20 protein-coding genes and 1 tRNA gene are annotated in these 26,038 nt (G+C 59.6%); 4 read left to right on the plus strand and 17 right to left on the minus strand.

Annotated features, from left to right (window positions below):
* The first annotated feature begins 35 nt into the window (after positions 1-35).
* Both glpK and QZ540_RS01250 read left to right on the plus strand, forming a co-directional pair.
* On the plus strand, positions 36-1,592 hold the full coding sequence (gene glpK, locus QZ540_RS01245) for a glycerol kinase GlpK (RefSeq protein ID WP_294627114.1): 1,557 nt from the start codon (positions 36-38) through the stop codon (positions 1,590-1,592).
* A 668-nt stretch (positions 1,593-2,260) separates the two neighbouring features.
* Positions 2,261-2,575, plus strand: coding sequence for an N-acyl-D-glutamate deacylase (locus tag QZ540_RS01250; protein ID WP_294627116.1), 315 nt, complete (start codon positions 2,261-2,263; stop codon positions 2,573-2,575).
* A 107-nt stretch (positions 2,576-2,682) separates the two neighbouring features.
* On the opposite strand, the gene QZ540_RS01255 is transcribed toward QZ540_RS01250, so the two are convergent.
* Positions 2,683-3,285, minus strand: a complete 603-nt coding sequence (locus QZ540_RS01255; RefSeq protein WP_294627118.1) for a hypothetical protein — start codon at positions 3,283-3,285, stop codon at positions 2,683-2,685.
* 313 nt (positions 3,286-3,598) lie between these two features.
* Here QZ540_RS01255 and QZ540_RS01260 point away from each other — a divergent pair, with 313 nt between their 5' ends.
* Both QZ540_RS01260 and QZ540_RS01265 read left to right on the plus strand, forming a co-directional pair.
* On the plus strand, positions 3,599-4,210 hold the full coding sequence (locus tag QZ540_RS01260) for a methylated-DNA--[protein]-cysteine S-methyltransferase (RefSeq protein ID WP_294627120.1): 612 nt from the start codon (positions 3,599-3,601) through the stop codon (positions 4,208-4,210).
* A 215-nt stretch (positions 4,211-4,425) separates the two neighbouring features.
* Complete coding sequence (locus QZ540_RS01265; protein ID WP_294627122.1) at positions 4,426-5,214, plus strand: DNA-3-methyladenine glycosylase I; 789 nt, start codon at positions 4,426-4,428, stop codon at positions 5,212-5,214.
* Positions 5,215-5,366: 152 nt separating this feature from the next.
* Here QZ540_RS01265 and QZ540_RS01270 read toward each other — a convergent pair whose 3' ends face one another.
* From QZ540_RS01270 to QZ540_RS01345, 16 genes are all read right to left on the minus strand, one after another.
* Positions 5,367-5,756: a DUF1304 domain-containing protein gene (locus QZ540_RS01270; protein ID WP_294627124.1), complete on the minus strand. Its 390-nt coding sequence runs from the start codon at positions 5,754-5,756 to the stop codon at positions 5,367-5,369.
* Between the two features lie 246 nt (positions 5,757-6,002).
* On the minus strand, positions 6,003-7,625 hold the full coding sequence (locus QZ540_RS01275; RefSeq protein ID WP_294627126.1) for an L-lactate permease: 1,623 nt from the start codon (positions 7,623-7,625) through the stop codon (positions 6,003-6,005).
* Between the two features lie 511 nt (positions 7,626-8,136).
* A complete protein-coding gene (locus QZ540_RS01280; protein WP_294627128.1) occupies positions 8,137-9,774 on the minus strand; it encodes an L-lactate permease in 1,638 nt (545 codons plus the stop codon).
* A 581-nt stretch (positions 9,775-10,355) separates the two neighbouring features.
* Positions 10,356-10,429, minus strand: a tRNA-Pro gene (locus QZ540_RS01285).
* 213 nt (positions 10,430-10,642) lie between these two features.
* Positions 10,643-12,223 carry a ribosome biogenesis GTPase Der gene (gene der, locus QZ540_RS01290; protein ID WP_294627130.1) on the minus strand — a complete coding sequence of 527 codons (1,581 nt, stop codon included), beginning with the start codon at positions 12,221-12,223 and terminating at the stop codon, positions 10,643-10,645.
* A gap of 112 nt (positions 12,224-12,335) precedes the next feature.
* Entirely contained in the window at positions 12,336-13,028 is a 693-nt protein-coding gene (gene cmk, locus QZ540_RS01295; protein WP_070543397.1) for a (d)CMP kinase, read from the minus strand.
* A 54-nt stretch (positions 13,029-13,082) separates the two neighbouring features.
* Positions 13,083-14,252, minus strand: coding sequence for a prephenate dehydrogenase (locus QZ540_RS01300; RefSeq protein WP_294627132.1), 1,170 nt, complete (start codon positions 14,250-14,252; stop codon positions 13,083-13,085).
* A gap of 18 nt (positions 14,253-14,270) precedes the next feature.
* Entirely contained in the window at positions 14,271-15,410 is a 1,140-nt protein-coding gene (locus QZ540_RS01305; protein WP_294627134.1) for a pseudouridine synthase, read from the minus strand.
* 87 nt (positions 15,411-15,497) lie between these two features.
* On the minus strand, positions 15,498-16,535 hold the full coding sequence (gene scpB / locus QZ540_RS01310) for an SMC-Scp complex subunit ScpB (RefSeq protein WP_294627136.1): 1,038 nt from the start codon (positions 16,533-16,535) through the stop codon (positions 15,498-15,500).
* On the minus strand, positions 16,528-17,520 hold the full coding sequence (locus tag QZ540_RS01315) for a ScpA family protein (RefSeq protein ID WP_294627138.1): 993 nt from the start codon (positions 17,518-17,520) through the stop codon (positions 16,528-16,530). Before QZ540_RS01315 ends, scpB begins: the two co-directional genes overlap by 8 nt.
* A gap of 189 nt (positions 17,521-17,709) precedes the next feature.
* Positions 17,710-18,570, minus strand: coding sequence for a ParA family protein (locus QZ540_RS01320; protein WP_005506637.1), 861 nt, complete (start codon positions 18,568-18,570; stop codon positions 17,710-17,712).
* Between the two features lie 94 nt (positions 18,571-18,664).
* A complete protein-coding gene (locus tag QZ540_RS01325; RefSeq protein ID WP_294627140.1) occupies positions 18,665-19,996 on the minus strand; it encodes a tyrosine recombinase in 1,332 nt (443 codons plus the stop codon).
* A 79-nt stretch (positions 19,997-20,075) separates the two neighbouring features.
* Positions 20,076-20,750, minus strand: a complete 675-nt coding sequence (locus tag QZ540_RS01330; RefSeq protein WP_294627142.1) for an NUDIX hydrolase — start codon at positions 20,748-20,750, stop codon at positions 20,076-20,078.
* A 139-nt stretch (positions 20,751-20,889) separates the two neighbouring features.
* The gene (locus QZ540_RS01335) at positions 20,890-22,584 is read right to left on the minus strand and encodes a CTP synthase (RefSeq protein WP_294627144.1); all 1,695 of its coding nucleotides are present in this window, start codon (positions 22,582-22,584) and stop codon (positions 20,890-20,892) included.
* Positions 22,585-22,924: 340 nt separating this feature from the next.
* A complete protein-coding gene (gene recN / locus QZ540_RS01340) occupies positions 22,925-24,643 on the minus strand; it encodes a DNA repair protein RecN (RefSeq protein WP_005506652.1) in 1,719 nt (572 codons plus the stop codon).
* Positions 24,644-24,662: 19 nt separating this feature from the next.
* On the minus strand, positions 24,663-25,700 hold the full coding sequence (locus QZ540_RS01345; protein WP_141744447.1) for an NAD kinase: 1,038 nt from the start codon (positions 25,698-25,700) through the stop codon (positions 24,663-24,665).
* Positions 25,701-26,038: the final 338 nt, after the last annotated feature.

Below are 26,038 nucleotides of genomic sequence, written 5' to 3' on the forward strand. Positions count from 1 at the left end.
CATAATCCCCATTCTTTTGTTCTAAGGAAAAATCAATGACGACTTCTCTGCACTCCGCAACCCTCGACACCGAGCGCAAGTACATCCTCTCCATCGACCAGGGCACCACCAGCTCCCGCGCAATCCTGTTCAACAAGGCAGGCGAGAACGTAGCATACGGCCAGCTCGAGCACGAGCAGATCTTCCCCAAGGCCGGCTGGGTCGAGCACAACGCAACCGAGATTTGGCAGAACGTCCGTAAGGTCGTAGCAACCGCAATGGCAAACGGCAACGTCAACCACCACGAAATCGCTGCAGTCGGCATCACCAACCAGCGCGAAACCACCGTCGTGTGGGACAAGAACACCGGCGAGCCCGTCTACAACGCCATCGTCTGGCAGGACACCCGCACCCAGGAGATTGTAGACGAACTCGCAGGCGAAGAGGGCGTCGGCAAGTACCACGACATCGTCGGCCTGAACCTCTCCACCTACTTCTCCGGCCCCAAGATCAAGTGGATCTTGGACAACGTCGAGGGTGCACGCGAGCGTGCAGAGCGCGGCGACCTGCTCTTCGGCAACACCGACACCTGGCTGGTCTGGAACCTGACCGGTGGTGTTGACGGCGGCGTACACGTCACCGACGTCACCAACGCATCCCGTACCCTGCTGATGAACATCCGCACCCTGCAGTGGGATCCGCAGATTGCCGCCGACATGGGCATCCCCATGAGCATGCTGCCCGAGATTAAGTCCTCCTCCGAGGTGTACGGCTTCGGCCGCCCCACCGGCCTGCTCAGCGGCACCCCCATCGCGGGTATTCTGGGCGACCAGCAGGCTGCAACCTTCGGCCAGGCTTGCTTCGAGAAGGGTATGGCTAAGAACACCTACGGTACCGGTAACTTCATGCTCATGAACACCGGCAACGAGCCTGTCTTCTCCGACAACGGCCTGCTGACCACCGTCGCCTACAAGATTGGCGATGCAGCTCCCGTCTACGCGCTGGAAGGTTCGGTTGCGATGAGTGGCTCCCTGATTCAGTGGCTGCGCGACAACCTGCGTATGATTGAGAACGCCGCAGAGTCCGAAGGTCTGGCTACCTCCGTTGAGGATTCCGGTGGCTGCTACGTTGTTCCCGCGTTCTCTGGTCTGTTCGCGCCGCACTGGCGTTCCGACGCTCGCGGCGTGATCGTTGGTCTGACCCGCTACGTGAACCGTGCACACATCGTGCGTGCAGCACTGGAAGCAACCGCTTTCCAGACCCGCGAGGTTCTTGACGCGATGAACGCTGACTCCGGTGTTGAGCTCTCTGAGTTGCGCGTGGACGGCGGTATGACCGCTAACGAGTTCCTCATGCAGTTCCAGGCTGATATCCTCGGCGTTCCCGTGATCCGCCCGAAGGTCGTTGAGACCACCGCTCTGGGGGCAGCATACGCTGCAGGTATCGCTGTTGGCTTCTGGACCGGCGAGCAGGACGTTGTGGACAACTGGGTTGAGGACAAGCGCTGGTTGCCTTCCATGGAGCCCGCAGAGGTCGACCGCCAGTACCGCCTGTGGAAGAAGGCTGTCTCCCGCACCCTCGAGTGGGTTGATGAGGACGTTCCGACCGCCTAATCGTAGCGCCCGTTGCCTAACGGCACGGCCCGCGTACTAACGAAGCCCCGGCTACTTCTCCCCCCGCTATGGGGTTGAGGCGGCCGGGGCTTTTCGCTGTTTTATGACGCTCAATTCAGCGTTTATTGCGGCGTAATTTCTACAAAAATTAGTGCTGGGGTACGGTGAGTGATTGTAAATGCAGTATCTTCCGCCGGTTGCTTCCCGCGGTATTGTTCGTGAGGTGTCAGTACCGCACAGGACGCGTACGCGACATATTCATGCGCTGTCCTGACAGGAGTCGACGGTTCGCGCTGATACTTTATTTACGTTCCCGTCCGCCACGGTGCTTCACGTACTGCGGCGGACGGACTTTTATCTCTTGTTACTAGGTTCTCTGCATTAACGATGAGTGGGGTTCGCTTTTCGTGTTGCAGTTCTCGCTGTAAAAATCACTGGTTTTATGCCCCTTGTTGAGATACCCGTTTACATGTTCTGTGGGGTTGGTCTAACAGCGTTTATATCCCTTTGATGTCTACTTCACGCGCCGTATCATTGATATATAGGCTTCTTGATCCTATTCTGGTCGCCGAAGATGGCGGTTGGTTAAGCATCTGGCGCCTTCGGGTGCTCATGAGAACGGAGAGAGGCTCCGTTGGAAGGAGGGAGCGGGTTATCCCGCACCGATTATGGTTGATGTCCGTCGCCGCAAGCTTGCAATTATTGCTATGAACATCTCGGTTCTTGCAGCTGCTCTCTCCTGGCTGTTGGTGCTCTTCTCCGCCCTGTACTCTGCCGCGGCTGTGCCGTGGGCTCTGGGCGTTGCTATCGTGCTGACGGTGATTGGCGCCTACGCACTGTACCGCTACTACTCCAAGTACTCGCACGTACTCCCGAACGAAGACCCGGATGCGCACGATGTGCTCGGTCACGACCTGCACTCGACCCACCTGCCGCATCTGCACCACACGGAGGGCAATACCAACGGAGTAGCCGCTAAGTAGCGAGCTCCTCATCCCCCAGACAATATAAATGTGCCGCCTCACTGATACCGGTGAGGCGGCACATTTGCATTAAAATCGCGGTTCAGAGTCCGACCCTACACTCAAAATTATTTCTGGTTTGAGTCAGTGCTCCGCTGCGCTTCAGCTTCGGCTCTGGCTAGTTCTAGTCTTTTGTTCTCTTCGACGATCAGAGCGTTATATTTCCAGCCGGGGATTCGCTCAACAAGCCACCCAACCCAGAGGAGCGCAGCGGTAATGAGAGCGACAGGAATCAGGTAAATGAGGGCTCTCGGGTCCCGGGTGTGGTCTGAGCCAAGCACGGTGAGTTCCCATAGCAGAAGGACTGGTGCCGCCATGGAAGGCATCACTATAAAAAGGATGAGGGCATAGTAAATGCCCATCTTGCTACCGGGTTTACCTCTATTTATACGAGCCTGGGTAACGGCTCTCTCCAGGCGTTTGTATTCCTCTAAGGTTTCGCCGTCTAGAAGCGAATCGTTAGGGATCTTGGCCATGACGTACCGTACGGCTTCAAAATCTGAGGGCGAGCAAATAAAAATATGCCCCTGGGACGTAACGGTATATTCTTTCGCGATGTCGAGGCACGCCTGCGCGTAACGGTTATTGAGTTCTCGACTCTCCGGGTTTTCTTTGAGTTGCCGGCGGAGGTCTTTCAGGTCTTCCATGTTTCTCCTTGCAATTTCAGTCATCGTTGATCCCATCGTTGGGGCACGAGAAACACAGGTCATCCCCCACCCGGTGCGGGGTGGAGATGCCGGAGTATTGAATTGCGGTGTATCGGTGTGTACTTCACAGAATGCCAGGTCTTCGGGCTCAATCAAAATTGGCGGGACCTCGTGAGATATTTCAAGGGCGGCGTATAAATCTCATAGATAGCGGTTAGTTATAGACAAAACCCGCTGCGGGTACGGTACGGAGGCGCGCCTCCCCTATGATGGTTGAAAGGGATATTTACCCTTACCATCATCTGCAGTACACGCCCACGAGCCTATGAGGAAGAGCATGACCAAAGCGACCGATTCGCCGCAGCCGCCGGAAGCGCTCGCGCGCTGGTACACGCGCTACGCAAGCCCCGTGGGCACGCTCTACATCGCCGCCCGCGCGGATGCTCTTGTCGGCATTTGGTACGAGGACCAGGCGCATTTTCCGCTCCCCCATGAGCTCGGTGAACTGATCGAGAATCCCGGCACCTACCTGCGGGAGCACGACACGGCGGACGATGAAGAGCCTACCGGCGAGTATACTGCGGCGCAGCTACTGTCCCGTGCTGAGGTGGAGCTCTCCGAGTACTTTGAGCGCAAGCGCACTTCTTTTACGTTGCCTCTAGATCCTGAGGGCACCGATTTTCAGCTGATTGTGTGGGAGCATCTGAAGACCGTTCCTGCCGGGTACACCACGACCTACGGCGAGATTTCGCGTGCGGTTGGGCCGGGCGCTCCGGCGCAGGCGGTGGGTCAGGCGGTCGGCCGCAATAAGGTTTCTATTATGATTCCTTGTCACCGCGTTATTGGTGCTGACGGTAGCTTGACCGGCTACGCTGGCGGTGTTGAGCGTAAGCAGTTCCTCCTCGATTTGGAGGAGCCGGAAGAGGTGCGGGAGGCGCGGCTCTTCTAGCGCCTGCCCGGCTAGTCTTCGAAGCTCATGACGGGGTGGGGTATGCATCGGATGCGTATCCCGCCCTTTTTCGTGCCTGTTTTCGGTTTCGATGCTCTGCAACACGACATGAAATCGAATATAGTTGCGATTACCACAGGTTGGGGTTAGTGTTTAAGTAGAACATGATTCCTAAGACTTCGAATCAGATACAGACTTCTCAGAGAGGAGAAACCGTGACTTCGCAACCTGCTATTCCCACCAACCCCCTCGAAAACACCCCGAGCTACCCCACGTGGGTGACTGATGAGCTTCTGCGCGACTACTACGACACCGAGTGGGGCATGCCCGTCACCGACGAGCGTGGGCTCTTCGAAGCCCTGAGCCTCGAAACGTTCCAGGTGGGGCTCTCCTGGCGAACAATTCTTGCCCGCCGTGAGGCATTCCGCCGCGCTTTCGAGGGGTTCGACCCCGAACGCGTAGCAGCGTTCACCGATCAGGATGTTGCGCGCCTCCTTCAGGACGAAGAGATTATCCGTAACGAGAGGAAGATTCGCGCGGTCATCTCCAATGCACGGCTGACCCTTCGGATGCGTGAGCTTGCCGCCATGCCGAGTGATGCCTCCGCGGAGGGTATTCATCTTCCCCTCATTGCTCCGGTGTCTACCTCAGCTAACGCAGACAGTACCGAGGCGGCAAACACTCGCCGCCGTCGAGTTCGTACGCTAAGCCGCGAAGACTTGGACCGGATGCGCGAGCGCATCCTATCTGACGGCACGCGTGTACCGGATGGTTTGGCCGCGTGTCTGTGGTCTTTCGCGCCGAGCGAGACTATCGCTCCGCATACCCTGGAGGATATTCCGACCGATACACCCGAGTCCGCGCTTCTTGCCAAGTCTTTTAAAGCTCTAGGAGGTGTGTTTCTGGGGCCGGTGACCGCCTACGCGCTCATGTGCGCGGTCGGCATGGTGGACGCTCACCTGGTGGGTTCGCATCGGCGCGGCTGTTCGGGGCTCTTCAACTAGGCTCCTCAAGCCTGATGCGATGGCGTTCCCGGGCGCAGAAACCCGTGCATAGATACCCGGGCGTAGAAAAGCCGCGTGCTACTTCCTGAGAAGCAGCACGCGGCCCCAAAAACTCGGAGGTTCCCCTCCGCATAGCTAGGTTGCTGGCTCTATTAGATCGTCACAAAGAGGAAAATCAGGGACAGCAGCGGCGGGGTCAGCTGGATTAGCGCGGGCTTGCGCTTTGCCGGGGAGGTGAGGAACAGGTAGATGCCTGCGATTGCCATGGATCCCAGACCTGCGAACATGAGCGCCACGCCCACCTGCGGGGAGCCGAACCAGAAAGCCAGCAGACCGGTTGCGGCAATCCAGGCGAGCATCAGGTTGTACAGGCCCTGATTTGCTGCCATCTCCTTGGTGGACTCGGCAAATTCTTCGGTCATGCCGAAAGTTTCGCGGCCCTTGGTCTTGGTCCAGAGGAAGGATTCGATGATCCAGATGTACACGTGAATAGCGATTGCTACGAAGGCAAAGACAGTAGTAATCGTTGCGAGTGCCTGCATTGTTTTTCCTTAAGCAGTAGGTGTTCTATTAGGCACCTGCCCGTTCTTTATTCTGGAGCACAACCTGTGGTGATGTTCAGAATCATGCAAGAGCAAGCACAAGAAGTAATTCTACGCTTCTTCCCGGTTTATCGGAATTTCCCTGAATATACGTGAAACCCCTCGATTTGTCGTCTGCGGAGAAAATTGCAGGGTTCTCATCGAGGGGTTTCTTATGCGGGGTTACGCCGATTCCGGTATCGGCCTTTAGCCCATCATGAGTGACAGGGCGAAGGACCAGACGCATACCAGGCCCAGCAGAATAGCGCTGTACTTGATAGACATGGAGGTGATCTTCGATTCCTCACCGGCGCTGTTCACAGCCGCCGCCGCAATCGCAATGGACTGCGGGGAAACGATCTTACCCATCACGCCACCGGCGGTGTTTGCGGCAACGAGCAGGGTCGGGTCAACAGCAATCTGGGCTGCGGTGGTGGACTGCAGGCCCGCGAAGAGCACGTTAGCGTTGGTCACGGAGCCGGTCACGAACACGCCAATCCAACCGATGATCGGGGACAGCAGCGGGAAGACCGGGCCTGCTGCCGCGAGCGCCAGAGCAATCGAGGTGGTCATACCAGCGTAGTTCATCACGTTTGCGACGGACATGACCAGGCAGATCATGAGGATCGGCATCTTCAGCTGGTTCCAGGTGCCGCCGAGTTCTTCGAAGGCTTCGCCCCAGCTGATCTTCGAGGTCAGGACGGTAATGATTGCAGCCACCAGAATTGCGGTGCCGGATGCGCCCAGGGTGTTCCAGGAGAACATCGCGGTCACGGTCTTGCCGGCACCGGTGGTGATGGCTTCGTGAATGCCGGGGATGGGGAACGCCAGGGTTGCAGCACCGAGCAGGCCGTTGGTTGCGAAGATCGGCTTCAGCGCGGTGGACCAGAGCAGGATGGTTGCGGAGAGGAAGATGAAGGGGCTCCACGCCTTAACGATCTCAGCGCCGGTGTGCTTGACGCTCTGCTGTGCCTGAGCTTCTTCGAGGCTGGGAGCGGTGGGCTCGCGGAAGATGTGCTTGGGCTGCCACTTCTGCATCACGAGCGCCAGGGCTACCAGGGACAGCAGCGGCGGGATGATGTCGACCAGTTCGGGCGAGCCGAGCAGCATCAGGATAGCTACCTGACCGCCGGAGAAGATCACGCCGGTCATGAGCGCTACGAGACCGACTTCGCGGATGCCGCGCATACCGTCCTGGATTGCGACCATCAGCAGCGGCACGAAGGCGACGAAGATCTGCAGTACCGGAACCATGCCTGCGGACAGGTGCGCGGTGTCCAGGCCGCCGACCTTAGCTGCGGTGGTCACGGGAATGCCGATAGCGCCGTATGCGCCGGATGCGGCGTTGGCTACCAGCGCGAGCATGGATGCCTTGAGGGGGTTGAAGCCCAGGGATACCAGCAGTGCAGCAGAGATAGCGATCGGGATACCGAAGCCTGCCGCGCCTTCGATGAAGCCACCGAAGCAGAAGGCAATCAGCAGCACCTGGATGCGCTGATCGTTCGAGATGGAGGAGACAGATGCCCGCACAATGTCGAAGTTACCGGCGCGCACGGCGATGCGGTAGAGCCACACCGCCATGAGTACGATCCAGCCGATGGGCCATGCGCCCGAGAGGAAGCCGGAGAGGATAGAACCGGCACCTGCGGTGATGGGCAGGCCGAAGATGGCACAGCCGATGATGAGGGTGGTGCCGAGGGTCAGCAGCGCTGATTTGAGGCCGCTGAGTTTCAGGACGGTCAGGCCCAGCAGGAAGAGAATGATGGGCACTGCGGCAACCAGTGCGGAGAGCACCGGTGAGTTCAGCGGGTCATAGGTTTGCTGCCACATTGGGGCGGGTGTTCCTTTCGGTCTGTGTGTATTAGCGGTCGCTTCTTCCGGTACGGCGCCTGCGCTGTATGGAAGCGTTAGGCCGCATAAAAACCGATGGCCCCGGTCCTTGCGTCGTGGAGGGGTCCATCGGTGAAGCGTGATGGTCTTGAGCTGCCGGGCGTTTGGTTGTATGACGTGGCGATATGCCGAGGCAATATACCGTGGCCATATACCGTGGCGCGGCGGCGGTGAGCGGGACCCTTTCCCTCTCACTAGGTGCTCTTGACTTTATCTGTCTAAGCTAACAGGTCTTCTCCGAGACTTCAGGATAGGGCGACCTTAAGTGTGCACAAATGAAACTTATGTGCATAATTGCGCTCCTTAGCCGCGAATCTCCTCCCCAGCGCACAAAACACAGAAATGCGAAAACCCCCTCCTACCGAAGTAGAAGGGGGCTTTTGCTAAACCGTGTCGCGGGTACCTCACCTTTCAGAGAAGGTAGGTTACACGCATCAGGTACTCACACTATTTACAGGCCGACCAGGGACAGGACGTAAACCCAAACACAGGTGATAGCCAGCAGTGCTGCACTGTACTTGATCGCCATGGAGGTAATCTTGGATTCCTCGCCGGAGCTGTTCACAGCAGCCGCTGCAATTGCGATGGACTGCGGGGAAACAATCTTCGCCATCACACCACCGGCGGTATTAGATGCAACCAGCAGGGTCTGGCTGACGCCAATCTGCTGTGCGGTGGTAGCCTGCAGGCCAGCGAAGAGGATGTTGTTGTTCACCACGGAGCCGGTCACGAACACGCCAATCCAACCGATGATCGGGGACAGCAGCGGGAAGATAGCACCCACAGCGGCAACAGCCAGTGCGATGGAGGTAATCATACCCGCGTAGTTCATGACGTTAGCAACGGACATGACCAGGCAGATCATGAGGATCGGGGTCTGCAGCTGCTTCCAGGTTGCGCCGAGTTCCTCGATAGCCTCGCCCCAGCTGATCTTGGAGGTCAGGATGGTGATGATGGTAGCCACCAGAATTGCGGTACCGGAAGCACCAAGGATGTTCCAGGTGAAGGCCACGTCGATAGGCTTGGGGGTTGCAACAATCGGTGCCGCCTGCTTGATGCTCTGATGCAGACCCGGGATGTTGAAGGTCACGTTGCTGAAGGCGAGCAGACCGTTCTTAGCGAAGAGCGGCTTCATCGCGGTGGACCAGAGCAGAATCACGACGGACAGGTAGACGAAGGGGCTCCATGCTTTGAGGATTTCACTACCGGTGTGCTTGACGCTCTGCTGAGCCTGAACTTCTTCCAGGGAGGGAGCGGTGGGCTCACGGAAGATGTGCTTGGGCTGCCACTTCTGCATGATGAGTGCCAGAGCGACCAGTGCCAGCAGCGGCGGGATGATGTCGACCAGCTCGGGGTTACCCAGGGCTGCGAGCAGAACGGACTGGCCGCCGGAGTAGATCAGGCCAACCATGAGAGATACCAGACCGACCTCGCGGATACCGCGGATGCCATCCTGAATAGCAACGAGCAGTACGGGGATGAGCGCTGCCATGATCTGGATAACCAGGACCATTTCGATGGACAGTGCGTGCAAGTCCACGCCACCGCGGGTTGCTGCGGTGGTCACGGGGATACCGATTGCGCCGTACGCACCGGAGCTCACGTTAGCGATCAGTGCGAACATTGCGGCCTTGAGCGGGTTGAAGCCCAGGGACACGAGCAGTGCAGCACAGATAGCGATCGGGATACCGAAGCCTGCAGCACCTTCGAGGAAGCCACCGAAGCAGAATGCGATCAGCAGCATCTGGATGCGCTGGTCGGTAGAGATGGAGGAGATGGAGGAGCGAACAATCTCAAAGCCGCCAGAACGCACGGAAATGCGGTAGAGCCACACTGCCATGAGAACGATCCAGCCAATGGGCCACATGCCCGAGAGGAAACCGTAGAGGATGGAGCCTGCACCTGCGGTAACGGGCATGCCGAAGATAGCGCAACCGATGACGAGTGCGAGCGCCAGGGAGATGACGGCAGATTTAATACCGCTGAGCTTCAGGACGGTGAGGCCCAGAAGGAAGAAAATAATCGGGACTGCTGCCACGAGTGCGGAGAGTGCGCTCGAGTTCAGCGGGTCGTAGACTTGCTGCCACATAATGTACTGTGTTCCTTTCCGCGTCCATATAGAACGGGATCGAGTTGTGTCGTAAAGCCATCCCAATGGTGCGCGTGGCGGTGTGTGTGCCGTATGCATCAGGCGTGTTTTTCCGTTGCTTTGTGCGGTGGGGAGGCTACCCCACGGGGATATTTGCCTTTGCTTGGGTTCGTGTTGGTTTTACGACTATGAAATTTAGTGTGAATGAAGCCGTGTTCTAGTCACAGAAACCTAATTAATCCTTGATTTGTCAAGGAAAAATCAGTACCGAAGTTGAAGTTTCTGGTTCCTAAAACGCGGTTCCTTGATTACCAATGTACCACCCGTCACCCACAAAATCGGGCATATTCCAACATTTAGATTGAAGCTCATAATTGCACACTAACCTAAAGCCCACCCCGATTTGAGGGCTGATCCAAGCCACTCCCCCGGTATCTCAAGGAAGAGAGTGCACTTCGGTGCTTCCAGTCGTGTTTTTGGCGCCGGCTCCCGCATTTCCTCGATCGAGAGGGCAAACCATAACACCCCTGAACGGCATACAAAAAAGCTCCGGAAGGAAAAACCTTCCGGAGCTTTATCTGTCGGGTTGACAGGATTTGAACCTGCGACCCCTTGACCCCCAGTCAAGTGCGCTACCAAGCTGCGCCACAACCCGATTCGTTATTCACGATATTGTTTTCGAGGTTTCCCCCGAACACTCGAATAACTATACCGGTGTTTTAACCCCCACGCAAGCCAGATTCAGCATTTTTAGAAAAAATCTTAAAAATCTTTTCCTCACAGATTTTCCGTACAGATTTGCCGTGCAGAATCCAGCACGCGGGGGTCAGCCCCAGCACCACAGCTTCAAAGCAGGCACACCCCGCTATTAGCGGCGGCCGCCCTTACCCTTCTTAGCCTTCGCGCTCTGACGCTCACCCAGGGAGCGGCGCTCACGCACACGCATCGAAATCTCAATCGGGGTACCCGTGAAATCAAAAGTCTCACGCAGGCGACGCATAATGAAGCGGCGGTAACCCGGATCAAGGAAGCCGGTGGTAAACAGCACGAACTTCGGCGGGCGCGAAGACACCTGAGTACCGAAGAGAATACGCGGCTGCTTACCGCCACGCAGCGGGTGCGGATGCGCAGCCACAATCTCACCCAGGAACGCGTTCAGGCGGCCGGTCGGAATACGCGAATCCCACGACTCCAGCGAGTGCTCCAGGGCGGGCACCAGCTTGTCCTTGTGCCAGCCGGTCTTCGCCGAAATGTTCACACGAGGAGCCCACTGCACGTGCGCCAGGTCGCGCTCAATCTCGCGCTCGAGCATGTAGCGGCGATCCTCATCGAGGGTGTCCCACTTGTTGAATGCCAGGACCATCGCACGACCCGAATCAATCACGGTCTGCACGATGCGCACATCCTGCTCAGAGATCGGCTCGGAAACATCCAGCAGCACCACGGCAACCTCAGAACGCTCCAGAGCAGTCTGGGTACGCAGCGAAGAGTAGAACTCCGCACCCTTCGCCATGTGCTGGCGACGGCGAATACCCGCGGTATCCACAAAACGCCAGGGGTAGCCGCCCAGCTCAATAATCTCGTCAATCGGGTCACGAGTCGTACCAGCCAGGTCGTTCACCACGGCGCGCTCAGAACCAGCCAGCTTGTTCAGCAGCGAAGACTTACCCACGTTCGGGCGACCCACCAGAGCCACACGACGCGGGCCGCCCAGCGCCTCCGGCTGAGCGAACTGCGAGTGCTCCGGCATGACCTCCAGGATCTCGTCCAGGGCATCCGCCAGGCCGCGGCCGTGCAGACCCGACACCGGGAACGGCTGACCCATACCTAGCGACCAGAGGTTGTAAATCTCCGGCTCCAGGTGAGCGTCATCAATCTTGTTAGCAATCAGAATGATCGGCTTCTTCACGCGGCGCAGCATACGCACAATCTGCTCATCCGAAGCGGTCACACCCACGCGGGCGTCCACCACCAGGACCACAACATCGGCCTGCTCCACAGCAATCTCAGCCTGCTCAGCAACCTGAGCATCAATACCGCGAGCATCAGACTCCCAACCACCGGTATCAACCAGGGTGAAGCTCTTACCCAGCCACTCAGCCTTATAGGACACGCGGTCACGAGTCACACCCGGCTTATCCTCCACCACGGCCTCGCGGCGGCCCAGAATACGGTTAATGATGGTCGACTTACCCACATTCGGGCGGCCAACAATCGCCACTACCGGATCAGCGAGCTGCTCTTCCTCATCCTCAATGTCGAAGCCCCAAGCACCCAGCAGGGCGCGGTCCTCTTCATCCAGGTCGTAGTCTTCAAGGCCCTCAAGCAGAGCCTGAGCACGCTGGTCAGCGGTCTCATCATCAATCTCAGCGAGGCGCTCGGTAACGTCGTCCTCGCCGCCGCCCAGGTACTTCTCTTCGTAATCGTCGCGGATAGCGTCCTCAGCCATGCGCGCTCCTTTCTCTACCCGCCCCGCGCCCAACCCATTGGGTCAGCACGCGAGCGCGGCTCAACGTCTTATCGGGAGCGGATATCCCACTCCACCGGCGTTTCGGCGGGGCCTAGCCCTCGCGCTTCGCCTTCAGCTGGTCATTCACAGCGTTAATCACTGCAGAGACCGTCGCATTAAAATCAAGATCCGAGCTGTCCACCAGGGTCACGCCCTCGGCAGCTTCCATAAAGTTATTGACCTTCGAATCCTTCGCATCACGCTCAGCGATCTGCTTGCTCAAATCGCCCGAAGCACCCGACTTCTCGGAGTTCTCCAGGCCGCGGCGCGCCATGCGCACCTCCTCAGAAGCAGTCAGCAGGATGCGCGCGTCAGCATCGGGAGCAACCACGGTGGTAATGTCGCGACCCTCAGCAACCATGCCGTTAATAGCGTGGTCAATCATCCAACGCTGCAGGCCAATCAGGTGCTCACGAACCGCCGGAACCGAAGCCACAGCAGACACAGCCGAAGAAATGCGCTCGCTGCGAATCTCCTCACGGATATCGGTCGAGCCCATCAGAATCTCTTCTTCCTTAATGTTCGTACCGAACACCAGGGGCATCTCCTCGACAGCCTTCGCGATCGCCTCAGCGTCGTTCAGGTCAATGCCAAGTTCCAGCACGCGGTAGGTTGCGGCACGGTACATTGCACCGGTGTCCAGGTACGCCAGACCAAAGTGGCGCGCAACTTCCTTAGACACAGACGACTTACCGGAGCCGGAGGGACCGTCAATAGCAATCGTCAGTTTAGGGTTCTCGTGCATCAGCACTCCTTAAAATTCGTCTCAAACTCTATGCCGGAAAATACAGCTTTAACTCTACTTCACAACACGCCAACCGCGAGCCGACAAATCGCGGACCAGCGCCTCATGAATGGACGGATTGACCGAGATTTCAGCCATACCCACCGGGGCGCCCGTCGAGTGCTCCAGACGCAAATCCTCAAGGTTCGCGCCCAGCTCACCGATCTCGGCAAGCAGACGAGCCAGCGTGCCGGGGGTATCGTCCACCAGCACCGTCATCTTTGCGAACGCGGCGGGCGCCGTACCGTGCTTACCCGGAATACGGCTCACACCGGCGTTACCTTCGCTCATCAGCTGCGCCAAATCCAGGCGAGCGCCGGATGCCGTCGGATTCTCCAGCGTCGCGATGAGGCGGTTCAGGTCATCGCGCACCCCGTAGAGGGTCTTCACGATCGGGTCGGCGTTCGCCGCGAAAATCTGCACCCACAGCGTCGGGTCCGAAGCCGCAATACGCACCGTATCGCGCAAACCCTGACCCGCCAGGGACAGTGCGTACAGCGGAGTATCCTGCAGGCGCGAAGCCAACAGCGAGCTCATCGCCTGCGGCACATGCGAAATCAGAGCAACCGTCTGATCATGCTCCTCAACGCTCAGAGAAGTCACAATCGCACCCAGCTCAACCGCCACAGAACGCACCAGACGCACACACTCCGGGCGAACCGAATCGTGCTCGCAGATAATCCACGGACGCGCCTGGAACAGCTCACCGCGAGCAGCCACCGGGCCCGACTTCTCACGCCCAGCCATCGGATGCGAACCCACGTAACGGGACGCATCCGCACCCGAGGCGAGCACATCAGCCAGCGGCTGTACCTTCACCGAGGCAACATCCGTCACCACGGCGCCGGGGTAGCCCGCCTCCGGTCGAGGCGCGTAGGTGTTCAATGCGCGAGCGCACACGGCACCGGCACTATCCGGAGGCGCAGCCACCACCACCAGCTGCGGGGCGAGGGCGGCGCGTTCCTCCTCCGACAGGGTGGAGAAGCTTGTACCGGCACCGATATCCTGCGCCACGGCCTCGGCGGTGGGTGAAATATCTTGGACGTACACGTCCTCGCATCCTGCCGCACGCAACCCCAAACCAATCGAGGCACCCAGCAGACCCGAACCGATAATAAGTACCGGCCCGGTCAGCGTTGAGTCCATGGGCAGCTCAGATGCGGAAAGCTCAGCGGGCGAGCTCATGACAACTCCTTAGTGTTATTACATGTCCACCGAAGCGAGCAGGTGACCAATCTCGACCTTCGACAGGTTACGGACGGTGCCCTGCTTCTGCGAACCAATACGGATCGGGCCCATCTCGACGCGGACCAGACGCTCGACCGGGTAGCCGACTGCGTCGAAGAGGCGGCGCACGATGCGGTTCTTACCGGAGTGGATGGTCACCTCAACGAGCACGTGGCCGGGGGTGGAGTCCACCAGCTTGAACTCGTCAACGCGAGTCACGCCGTCTTCCAGGCGAATACCCTTCTTCATGGCTGCGCCGACGCCGGGCTCCATGGGGCCGGGCACCTGCACCAGGTAGGTCTTGGGCACCTCGTAGGAGGGGTGGGTGAGGCGGTTCGCCAGTTCACCATCGTTGGTCAGCAGCAGCAGACCCTCAGTTTCGACGTCCAGGCGGCCCACGTGGAACACGCGCTCGCTCATGGAGGAACGCAGGAAGTCAGAGATGCAGGGGCGACCTTCGGGATCTTCCATGGTGGAGACCACTCCGGCGGGCTTGTTGAATGCCATGTAGACGAGCTTGTCGTTGGTCTGAACGGTCATGCCGTCGACCTGCACGGTCACCTTGGAGGGGTCTACGCGCACGCCCAGCTCGGTTACGACTTCACCGTTGACGGTGACGCGACCCTCGGTAATCATTTCTTCACACACGCGGCGGGACGCCACACCGGCCTGAGCCAGCAGCTTCTGCAGGCGCACACCGTCGTGGTCGTAGAACTCGTAGTGGTCTACCGGGGCGTTGCGCGGGCGGCGGGGACGGTGCGGGCCAGCGTAGTTGCTGACGCGGTACTCGCCGCGCTCGTTTGCGAAGGCTTCGCCGGAGCGGTAGGGACGGCCCGGTGCGCGGCGTTCGCGCTTGGGCAGTTCGGTACCGCGGCCGCGACCTGCACGGCCTGCGCCGAACTTCTTGTCACCGAACTTCTTCTCGCCGAAGCCCTTTGCACCGCCCTTACCTGCGCCGCTCTTCGGTGCGCCGGGGCGACCGCCGCGTGCGGATGCGCCCTTCGCGCCGGGCTTACCGCTCTGACCGGGACGACCTGCGCCGGGTCGGCCACCGCGGGAGTTCTGGGGGCGACCGGATGCAGAGCGGCCGCCGCGGGAGGAGTTTCCATATGCCATGGTGTTCTTCTCTTTTCTGTCGTATAGTACGAACGTTTCAGGCATTTCCCGAACGTTCGTTCGTCTTATTGGTTCGTTGTCGTTGTCTTAGTCGTTGCCCTCGGCAAGCACTGCGGCTTCCGTGTCATCGGGCAGGAAAGGCGCGAGCGCCGGTAGCTCCTCCAGGGAGTTCAACCCGAGCTTCGCCAGCAGCAGCTCCGTGGTTTCGTAGAGGGTCGCACCGCTTCCGGCTTCTCGACCCGCCTCACGAATCAGCTGTCGTTGCAGTAGCTGACGGATTGCCGCGTCCGCGTTCACGCCTCGAATGGAGGCGACCCTCGCCCTGGTCACCGGTTGCTGGTAGGCGATTACGGCGAGCGTCTCGTAGGCGGGCTTGCTCAGGGTCGCGCTCTTGGAGCGGGTCACGAAACGCGCCACCCAGGGGGCGAAGTCGTCGCGGGCGTAGAGTTTCCAGCCTCCGGCGATGTTCCGCAGCTGGAATCCGCGCGGTTCGGGTGCCACCCGGTTTTCGTCTTCTCCGTAGCCGCTTTCTTCGCCGTTGTACTCGCGGTACAGCTGGTCGAGCGCGTGCTCGACGGCTCGTTCGCTGACGATGAGCGCGGCAGAGAGTTCTTTGACGCTCACGGGCGCTTCCGCAACGGCAAGAATCGCTTCGATGGCGCTTTTAACGCCGCCGGGGATTGCCTCAACCTTGGAAAACTCGGCTTCAGCATCGACCGCCACGCTGGGTGCGGTGGAGGGGCCTCCCGCCGGAATCTTAGCTGATTTCGTTGCCGGGCTCTTCGAGGCACTAGGCACAGGTTTCTGATGTTCCTGAGGTGCCTCGGAGTTGTCGGAGCTGTCGGAGTCCTTTGCCGTTTCAGTAGCTTCAACGTCTTCAGCTTCTTCGGCAACCTCAGCCTCCAGAGGCTCTGCGGCTACCTGATTTTCAGCAGGCTCAACATTTGTCTCAGCAGCTCCTAAGTCCTCCGCTACATCTACCGGCGCAGATACCGGCGCAGATACCGGCGCAGAGTCATTCTGGTCAGAGCCCTCATCCCCGTTCGGATCCCAGTAGCCCAGGTTCACGATGGCAAGGTCGTCGGCGGTAAATTCGCGGTCAAACCGTGATCCTTGATTACTCATGCTCCTCCTCTACCGGTTCCTCGTGCGTTTCTTCGGTCTTGCGAGTTCCCTCGGGCTCTTCAGACTCCGCGGCCTCATCGGCATCTGCGGTGTCTTCGCGGATTACGAACTGTGCAGCACTCGCGCTCGCACGCACCCGAATGGCTCCGAGCGGCGCGTCCTGTTCTACGTGCAGGGCGCCTTCTTTATAGAGCTCGAGTAGGGCAAGAAAACGAACCACCGCGATTTCTAGGTCGCCGGATCCTTGAACCAGTTCGGCGAAGCTCAGTTCCCGCACCGCGGTATCGAGCAGGCTGTGCAGAATGTAGTGTTCTTCAGCCGCGATAGTGGTCAGCGGAACGTGCAGGTGGTCGTTGAGTTCTTCAACGATTTCTTCGGGTTCCGGCTCGGGTTCTTTGGGGGTTCGGCTCAGTGCGGCGGCGGCGATGCGGGCGAACTCTTCGGCGCCTCCGGTGAAAACGAGCTCGGGCAGCGCCTGGGCGAATCGTTCTTCGAGGGCTACCGCACGGGGAAAACGCTGCGCTTCCTGCGCCCAGCGTTCGGCAAAAATATCGGCAACTTCGCGGTAGGCGCGGTATTGCAGCAGACGGGCGAAGAGCAGGTCGCGTGCTTCCAGCAGGGCTACGTCCTCTTCGAGGGGTTCACGATGCTGCGGGAGCAAGCGTGCGGTTTTGAGTTCCAGCAGGGTTGCGGCGGTGACCAGAAATTCGCTGGCTTCGTCGAGTGCGCGCTCGGTGCCCTCGGCGTAGAGGGCGTGCAGGTATGCGAGGAACTCATCGGTGACCTCTGCGAGCGCCACCTCGGTAATGTCGAGTTTGCGGCGCGAAATCAGGGTCAGTAGAAGATCAAAGGGACCCTCAAAATTACTGAGGGTGAGGGTGAAACCGCGTTCCGGGTTCTGCAGGCCGCGGCCCTCAGTCCGGGCGTTCGCGGCGGTGTCTGCGTTCGGTGTCGGTACCCTCACGGCAGCGACGTTCGTGGTCATAAAGACCTATTCTCCTTAGGTTTATTCTCCCCGGCTTTGTTGGTGCCGTCTCAGATGCGGCTTCTACTTCGCCTATTTTCGGCGTGAGCAGTGCGCGGGGTCTTTAGAATCCACACAATTATACGCCCTCTGCCGGTGCGACTCAAGGGTGAGAGTCGCCTCAGCAGAGGGCGTATAGGTGTGGGGGCTTTAGCGTGCGCCGCCCTTGTAAATCAGTTCGCGTGCCACCTGGCGGTATGCTTCCGCACCGGGGTGGCTGGAGGCGTAGCTGAGAATCGGCTCAGCGGACACCGATGCGTCCGGGAACTTCACGGTGCGCTTGATGACGGTGTCGAAGACCTTGTCGCCGAATGCGTCGACGATGCGTGCCAGAACTTCCTTGGAGTGGATGGTTCGCGCATCGAACATGGTAGCGAGCACGCCGGAGATTTCGAGGTCGGGGTTCAGACGGTCCTGAACCTTCTCGATGGAGTCCACCAGCAGCGCGACGGCGCGCAGTGCGAAGAACTCACAAATCAGCGGAATAATGACACCTTCGGAGGCGGTCAGTGCGTTGACGGTCAGCAAGCCCAGGGAGGGCTGGCAGTCGATGAGGATGACGTCGTATTCGTCGCGGACTTTGCGCAGTGCCGAGGCGAGAACCTGCTCGCGAGCCACTTCGTTGACCAGCTGAACTTCAGCTGCGGAGAGGTCGATGTTGGCGGGCAGCAGGTCGATGTTCTCCACACCGGTGGGCAGGATGACGTCCTTGATGTCGACTTTGCGGTCCATCATGACGTTGTAGACGGTCAGGTCCAGTTCGTGCGGGTTCGCGCCGAAACCGGCGGAGAGAGCACCCTGCGGGTCGAAGTCGACCAGCAGCACCTTACGGCCGCATTCTGCCAGTGCCGCGCCCAGGTTAATGGTGGAGGTGGTCTTACCCACGCCGCCCTTCTGATTCACCATAGAGATAATGCGGGCGGGACCGTGGCTGCTCAGCGGAGCCGGGTCGGGGTATACGCGCAGGGGTCGACCGGTGGGGCCGAGTTCTTGAGCCTGAGCTTCAGTCAATGGTTCACCTTCATCAATGAATTGGAAGTTTTAAAGTTTAAGCGTTGTCTATAAGGTTACCTCAAGAGCGGCTGTTCCGCGGATTGACGGGGTTTTATCCCCGTTCGTGAGCACGCGGATGCGCCATGCGGTACACCTCCATGAGCCCCTCAGGCGTGACCTTGGTGTACACCTGTGTGGTGGCGATGGAGGCGTGCCCGAGCAGTTCTTGCACCACACGGATATCGGCGCCGCCCTGCAATAGGTGGGTTGCGAAGCTGTGGCGCATGGAGTGCGGTGAGAAGTCAGAGCTGAGCCCGGCGGCTTCGGCGGCCTCCTTGAGGATGAGCCAGGCGCCTTGGCGTCCGAGCCTGCCGCCTCGTCCGTTGACGAAGAGCGCGGCGGTGCCTTTACCGTGCGCTACGAGGGAGGGGCGGCCGCGCACCAGGTAGTCTTGGATTGCTTTTTGGGCGTAGCTACCGATGGGCACGAGTCGTTCTTTGTTTCCCTTGCCGAAGAGACGAACGTAGCCGGGCAGTGTAATCTGGTTGCCGTCTTCGTCGGTGAGGGTTCCTTCAAAGTGCACATCGTCGATGTCGGCGTTAAGCATTTCGCTCACGCGCGCACCGGTGGCGTAGAGAAATTCGAGCATGGCTCGGTTGCGTAGCCCGGTGGCGGTTTCGCGGTCGGGTACGGCGAGTAGCCGCTGAATGTCTTCAACGCTAACCGCTTTGGGTAGGCGCTTGACGTTCTTAGGCGGGGTGACCGGTGCCGCCGGGTCGGTGGGCACAATGAGAGCGGAGACCCAGAAGGCGTGCGCACCGCGGACAGCCGCCATGGTGCGGGCGATGGAGTTCGGACCCAGCGGCAGGGGCAGGCTCGGCGCGCCTTCTGCGGTTGGCGTTTCTGGTTCCCCAGTTTTCTCCGGCCTTCCAGCTTTCTCCGTCTGCCCGCTGCTCTTTTTTCCAACGCGCCCGTTTCCTGTACCTCGCCCCGATTCGGAGGCGATCATCAGCGCCAGCGATTCTGCGGCTTCTTCCTGTGCTTCTTGAACTTCCTGCGCGTTCTGGTTGTTCTTCTCCCCCGCTTCGAACCCGGCAAGGGGCACAGTGGGGGCTGCGAGTTCCCGCATGAAGGAACGCACCTGCGCGGTGGTAATGCGTTCGGGGTCAATCACGCCGAGGGTTGCCATGTAGGCGCTGTATCGCCGCAAATCCCGCGCGTAGGAGGCGATGGTGTGTTCGCTGCTTCCTCGCTCCACGCGCAGGTGGATGAGGTACTGCTCGATTGCTCTCTGGAGCGGGGTCTGCGCCTCCTGGTGGGAAGCACCCAGGGCAGAAGAACCCCGATTAGAAGAACCCAGCGCGGAGGAACCGGCAGAAGAAGGCACGCCAAGCAGACCCGCACCGCGGGGCGCTTTGCTCGCCGTGCTTTTTGCCTGCTTCACGCTATCTCCTCTGTCGGTTCTCTCTGTTGTTCAGGGTTGCCCCCAGGTAGGGGCTACTCCCCTGCTCTGCATGCCCTTCTTAGTGGTTGCGGAAGCTCTCCGGCTTTTCGCGGCGCTTGCCCATGTAGGGGTGGAACTCCCAGCCGCCCTCGGCAGGGCGCAGGCCTTCAAAGTTGTTCTGCGCCGCCGCGTAGGTGGCAAGCACCGCCTGGATAGCGAGCGCGTTGTGCACCTTTCCGCACAGTACCAGCTGTACCGCCTCGGTGAGGGGCACCCAGCGGTAGGTCATTTCGGCTTCTTCTTCAGTGCGTTCGCTGCGTTCTTCGGCGGGCAGCTCCGAAAGGTTGCGTGCCAGGTATACGCGTCCCGCTTCGCTGGTTGCTCCGGGGCTGCTGAAGTAGTCGGTGAGTGCGTTCCAGGTTTTTGCTTGCAGGTCTGCTTCTTCGGCGAGTTCGCGCTGCGCGGCGACCAGGGGGTCTTCGCCGTCGATGTCGAGTAGCCCGGCGGGTACTTCCCAGAGGTTCATGCGTACCGGGTGGCGGTACTGGTTGAGCATCAGCAGTTCGTTGTTCTCGTTGAGAACCGCTACGGCGACGGCGCCGGGCATCTCCACAACGTCGCGGGTGAGCACGGTTTTCTCGTTGAGTTCGTACTCTTCAACGGTCGTTTCAATCACGTAGCCGCTGTACTTCACGGTGCGGGTGCGAATAGTGCGTTCGGAGGGGGTGTCGATAATCTGCTGGTTGTTGCTCATTCTTTCATTGTAGGCGGCTTCTTTGCTCGGTTACGTTTGACTCGTCAGCGGGTGCCGCGAGATAAAACACGCTTAAACGGAAGCATCCCGCTCTCCCCTACGCGGGGTGAGCGGGATGCTGAACGCTTGTGCCTAGATATTAGGCGCCGCGGCGCTCCAGAGCAGCCTTAATCAGGCCGGAGAAGAGCGGGTGCGGGCGGGTCGGACGCGAGCGGTACTCGGGGTGTGCCTGAGTTGCCACGTAGTAGGGGTGTGCCTCTGCGGGCAGTTCCACGTACTCGACCAGCGAGGAGTCCGGGGAGGTACCGGAGATGAGCAGGCCTGCTTCTTCAAGCTGCTCGCGGTACTCGTTGTTCACCTCGTAACGGTGGCGGTGACGCTCTGCCACCTCGGTTGCACCGTATGCCTTAGCAACCTGAGAGCCGGGAACGAGGTTTGCCTTGTACAGGCCCAGGCGCATGGTGCCACCCAGGTCGCCTGCACCTTCGACGAACTGCTTCTGCTCTTCGATGGTTGCGATGACCGGTACGGAGGTTTCCGGGTCGAACTCGGTGGAGGATGCTTCCCGCAGGCCCAGTACGTTGCGTGCGTACTCGATGACCATGGACTGCAGGCCGAGGCAGATGCCCAGGGTCGGGATCTTGTGCTCGCGTGCGTACTTGAGGGCGCCAATCTTGCCGTCCAGGCCGCGGATACCGAAGCCGCCGGGCACGAGGATTGCGTCCATGTCGCGCAGCTGGTGGTCTGCATCTTCGTCGGTTGCGCACAGGTCGGCTGCAACCCACTTGATGTTGACCTTCACGTTGTTTGCGAAGCCGCCAGCGCGCAGAGCCTCGGAGACGGACAGGTATGCGTCGGGCAGGTCGATGTACTTACCGACCAGACCAACGTTGACCTCTGCTGCGGGGCGGTGCACTGCGTCGAGCAGGCGGTCCCACTGGGTGAAGTCCGGTGCGGGAGCTTCAATGCCGAAGTAGTCGAGGATGTAGTCGTCGAGCTTCTGGCTGTGCAGGGTCTTGGGAATGTCGTAGATGCTGGGTGCGTCGGCGCAGGAGATGACTGCGTCGCTGTCCACGTCGCATGCGTTACCGATCTTGGAGCGGTGCGATACGGGGACCTCACGCTCACAGCGCAGGATCAGACCGTCAGGCTGGATGCCCAGGCCGCGCAGTGTTGCGACGGAGTGCTGGGTCGGCTTGGTCTTGAGCTCGCCGGAGGGGCCGATGAAGGGCACCAGGGAGACGTGCAGGAAGAAGACGTTCTTGCGGCCAACATCGCGGCGTACCTGGCGTGCTGCTTCCATGAAGGGCAGGGACTCGATATCGCCGACGGTACCACCGATTTCGGTGATGATGATGTCGGGTGCGTTTTCAATTTCCGCTGCGTGACGCATGCGGGCCTTGATTTCGTCAGTAATGTGAGGGATGACCTGGACGGTGTCGCCGAGGTATTCGCCGCGGCGTTCCTTAGCGATGACGGAGGAGTAGACCTGACCGGTGGTCACGTTTGCAGACTGGTCGAGGTTCTCGTCCAGGAAACGCTCGTAGTGTCCGATGTCGAGGTCGGTTTCAGCACCGTCGTCGGTGACAAAGACTTCACCGTGCTGGAAGGGGTTCATCGTACCGGGATCGACGTTCAGGTAGGGGTCGAACTTCTGCATGGTCACAGAGAGGCCACGTGCGCGAAGAAGCTGACCGAGGGAAGAGGCCGACAGGCCCTTACCGAGAGAAGATGCAACGCCGCCGGTCACGAAAATCTGGCGGGTTACCTTGTCGTTAGAGGACGCGTTCAGAGCGTTATTTTTTTCATTCACCACGGAATTTAAGCCTACCATTTTCTTGTCTGCTATCCAAGCAGAGGGTTTTGCCGCGAGAGGATTCTCTCAGGCGGTTTTCCCTCCCCTATTTGTCCTTATCACCACTGTAAACGGAGCCGGGGATTTATTATTCCCGCCGCGCCGTGTAGACGCAGGTGTAGGAGTATGCACAGAGTATCTCACATCCTCCGCACTCCATGCACCACTGTTGGTCACCGGCTTGGGCTGTACTGACAACTTTCCGGGGCATGCTCGCGCACTTCAGTCCCTTTGATGGTCTTTAGTGCGAAAGATGCTATCTTTCGACGCTTTTGCCAGCACTTTCCCAATGTATTTCCCTGCAGGTTTGCCGTCAGTTTCAGCGCCCCTGCGGCACTTCTCGACCGGCTGCCAGCAGCTCGCGGGCGTGCTCTCGTGCCGATTCTGATTGATCGTGACCGGAGAGCATTCGCGCCAGTTCCACCACGCGTTCCTCTTCGGAAAGTACCTTGACCTTCGAGAGGGACGCGTCATCATTTTTCAGCACAAGGATGTGCTGGTCCGCGAAGGCGGCAACCTGCGGCAGGTGGGTGACCACCAGAACCTGCACGTGTCGGGCGAGCATGGCAAGGCGGCGACCGATTTCGATAGCTGCCTTACCACCCACACCGGAGTCCACCTCATCGAAGATGAAGGTGGGCACGGGATCCACTTCGGCAAGCACTACCTCCAGGGCGAGCATCACGCGGGAAAGCTCACCACCGGAGGCGCCCTTACCGAGCGGGCGCGGCACGGCAGTTCGGTGCGGGGCCAGCATGAAGGTCACGGTGTCTCGACCGTGCACCGAGAACTTTTCAGCTTCGGCAACCTCCACGACCAGGGAGGCGTTCGGCATGGCAAGAGCAGTAAGCTCCTCACTGACGGCATCCGCCAGTTTCTGCGCGGCGGCACGGCGCAGGGCGGTCAGCTCTTCTGCCTGGGCGCCGAGCACCTTACGTAGCTGTACCAGTTCGGTTTCCAGGGTTTCCTGTCGCTGCGGGTCGTCTACCAGGGTCTCAAGGCGTGCACGGGATTCTTCGGCCCATTCGAGAACCTCGGCAATATCGGCACCGTACTTGCGGGTGAGGGTCGCCAGCTGGGCGCGGCGAGTCTGCACCTGTGCCAGACGTTCGGGACCTTCAACATCCAGGGAGGCCATGTAGGAGGACAAATCCGAGGAGATATCGGTGGCAAGAATCAACAATTCGTTGACGCGCGCCGCGAGGGAGGCAAGCTCTTCATCAGCGTCTGCCTGCGCCTGTAGCGCGGAGCGGCTTGCATCGAGCAGGCTCATGACGCTCTGCTCATCACCGGTAGAGTATTCGCTACCGCTGAGCGCTGCGGAGGCGGTCGCCGAGGCAATGCGTAGTGCTTCAACGTTCATGAGCTTCACCATTTCGGCTTTGAGCTCTTCTTCTTCCCCGGCCTGCGGGTTGACGGCGCTGATTTCTTCGAGGGCGCCCTGCAGGGTCTGCGCTTCGAGGGCGCGTGCGCGAGAGTTTTCGCGTACTTCCTTGAGCTCTGCTGCGGCGGCGCGGTATCGTTCGTAGTTTTCGCGGTACTTCTCAAGCAGGTTGGCGAGCTCTTCGCCGGCGTACAGGTCGAGGGACTGGCGCTGTTCCGCCGCAGACTTGAGGCGCAACTGATCGGACTGGCCGTGGACTGCGACAAGAGTCTGACCAATCTGAGACAGGGTTCCGATGGGTGCGGAGCAACCGCCGACGTGGGCGCGGGAGCGCCCCGAGGCGTTGACGGTGCGTGCCAGAAGCAGTTCGGAGGTCTGTTCGTCGATGTCTTCGGCGGTGCCGCCGGCTTCTTCAGCAAGCTCAAGGGCGCGGTGCCCGTGGGGCAGGCGAATGACTGCTTCGGCGAGGGCGCTCTTGGCGCCGTTGCGCACGCTGGATGCGTCGGATCGGGCGCCCAGGAGCATGCCGAGGGCAGTGACGACCATGGTTTTACCTGCGCCGGTTTCGCCGGTCAGCACGGAGAATCCGGGTTCGAGGGGGAGCCTCGCATCGGTGATGATGCCGAGGTCTCGAATATGGATTTCCTCAATCACGAACGTTCATTCCTTTTCTTTAGTGCTTCTCGGTATCCTGCGGGCCGCGCCAGCCACGGATCGGAAGCTCAAATTTACGCACCAGTCGCTCAGAGAAGGGAGCCGGATGGATACGGGCGAGCAGCACCGACTTCTCGGAGCGTCGCACCTCAATACGGGAGCCGGGGTCCAGCTCCACGGTTCGGCGGCCATCGCACCAGAGCACGCCGGAGGCGCCGTTTCCGGGCATCATTTCTACCGCCAGGGTGGAGGTCGGCGCCGCCACCAGCGGGCGCGCGAAGAGCGCGTGAGCCGAGAGCGGCACCATGAGAATTGCTTCAACTTCGGGCCAGACGACCGGGCCGCCACCGGAGAAAGCGTAGGCAGTCGAACCGGTGGGGGTTCCCATGACCACGCCATCGCAGCCGAAGCTGCTGAGCGGGCGGCAGTCCACCTCGATAATGACTTCAATCATTTTTTCGCGGTTGCCCTTTTCGACGCTGGCTTCGTTCAGCGCCCAGTCGCTGTGCACGCGTTTGCCGTCATTCCAGACTTCCACGTCGATTGCCATGCGTTCTTCAACGGTGTATTCGTTGTTGACGATGCAGCGAACGGTTTCGGTCAGGTCGCTCTCTTCGGATTCGGCGAGGAAGCCGACGTGCCCCAGGTTCACACCGATGAGCGGAACACTGGTTCGGCGCACCATTTCTGCGGCACGAAGAATCGAACCGTCACCGCCGAGCACCACACCGAGTTCAATATCGATGAGCGCCACGGATTCATGGACGACCTGCACGGGGACGGGCTCGTCCCAGTTTTCGCTCAGGGTTTCCAGATCGGAGCGAGTCATGACGGGTGCGAGTCCCTCTTCGTAGAGCTGGGTGCATGCCTGTCGGGCGGCATCTCGTGCTTCTTTGCGCCCCACATGGGCGAAGACGAGAATCTTACGGTGACGTTGTTCCACCGAGTCTTCGAAACCATGACGTTCGAAACTGTGGTATTCGGAACTATGACGCGCACCTGCGGCAACTACCTGTGCGGTTGCTTCCTGCGGTGCGTGGCTTTCGTGTTCTGCCATAACGACTCTCTCCCATCGGGTGTTGAGATCGGGATGTTGAGATGGTGTATCTACACCTATCATACCGAATATGTTCTCGAAGATTTTCTAAAGAGCTATATTTTTAGAAAATTATTTCGAATAGCGTACGGCTGGGGTATCTCTAAAATACCTGTAAAAATACCTGCGAATAGCACGGCAGCCTGAGAAAGCCCCGCCCTCAACGCGTCCTGCGTTACCGAGCGGTTTTCTCAGACTGCCTTAGCACTATTTATTTTCGGCACTATATTTACTTTCGACACCGTTGAATAGGGAGTTGTAAAAAAGTTCCCTTAGCCTGCACAGCAAGATAATTTCGA

The organism is uncultured Rothia sp., from assembly GCF_916049665.1.
Taxonomy (GTDB): Bacteria; Actinomycetota; Actinomycetes; order Actinomycetales; family Micrococcaceae; genus Rothia.

Excerpts from the sequence above, each read along its gene's own strand:
- QZ540_RS01255 (WP_294627118.1), bottom strand. The coding sequence starts at position 3,285 with ATGACTGAAATTGCAAGGAGAAACATGGAAGACCTGAAAGACCTCCGC.
- QZ540_RS01345 (WP_141744447.1), bottom strand. The coding sequence starts at position 25,700 with ATGGCAGAACACGAAAGCCACGCACCGCAGGAAGCAACCGCACAGGTA.
- QZ540_RS01260 (WP_294627120.1), top strand. The coding sequence starts at position 3,599 with ATGACCAAAGCGACCGATTCGCCGCAGCCGCCGGAAGCGCTCGCGCGC.
- QZ540_RS01250 (WP_294627116.1), top strand. The coding sequence starts at position 2,261 with ATGGTTGATGTCCGTCGCCGCAAGCTTGCAATTATTGCTATGAACATC.
- QZ540_RS01280 (WP_294627128.1), bottom strand. The coding sequence starts at position 9,774 with ATGTGGCAGCAAGTCTACGACCCGCTGAACTCGAGCGCACTCTCCGCA.
- QZ540_RS01270 (WP_294627124.1), bottom strand. The coding sequence starts at position 5,756 with ATGCAGGCACTCGCAACGATTACTACTGTCTTTGCCTTCGTAGCAATC.
- der (WP_294627130.1), bottom strand. The coding sequence starts at position 12,223 with ATGGCTGAGGACGCTATCCGCGACGATTACGAAGAGAAGTACCTGGGC.
- QZ540_RS01275 (WP_294627126.1), bottom strand. The coding sequence starts at position 7,625 with ATGTGGCAGCAAACCTATGACCCGCTGAACTCACCGGTGCTCTCCGCA.
- QZ540_RS01315 (WP_294627138.1), bottom strand. The coding sequence starts at position 17,520 with ATGACCACGAACGTCGCTGCCGTGAGGGTACCGACACCGAACGCAGAC.
- scpB (WP_294627136.1), bottom strand. The coding sequence starts at position 16,535 with ATGAGTAATCAAGGATCACGGTTTGACCGCGAATTTACCGCCGACGAC.
- QZ540_RS01300 (WP_294627132.1), bottom strand. The coding sequence starts at position 14,252 with ATGAGCTCGCCCGCTGAGCTTTCCGCATCTGAGCTGCCCATGGACTCA.
- QZ540_RS01305 (WP_294627134.1), bottom strand. The coding sequence starts at position 15,410 with ATGGCATATGGAAACTCCTCCCGCGGCGGCCGCTCTGCATCCGGTCGC.
- QZ540_RS01335 (WP_294627144.1), bottom strand. The coding sequence starts at position 22,584 with ATGGTAGGCTTAAATTCCGTGGTGAATGAAAAAAATAACGCTCTGAAC.
- glpK (WP_294627114.1), top strand. The coding sequence starts at position 36 with ATGACGACTTCTCTGCACTCCGCAACCCTCGACACCGAGCGCAAGTAC.
- cmk (WP_070543397.1), bottom strand. The coding sequence starts at position 13,028 with ATGCACGAGAACCCTAAACTGACGATTGCTATTGACGGTCCCTCCGGC.
- QZ540_RS01330 (WP_294627142.1), bottom strand. The coding sequence starts at position 20,750 with ATGAGCAACAACCAGCAGATTATCGACACCCCCTCCGAACGCACTATT.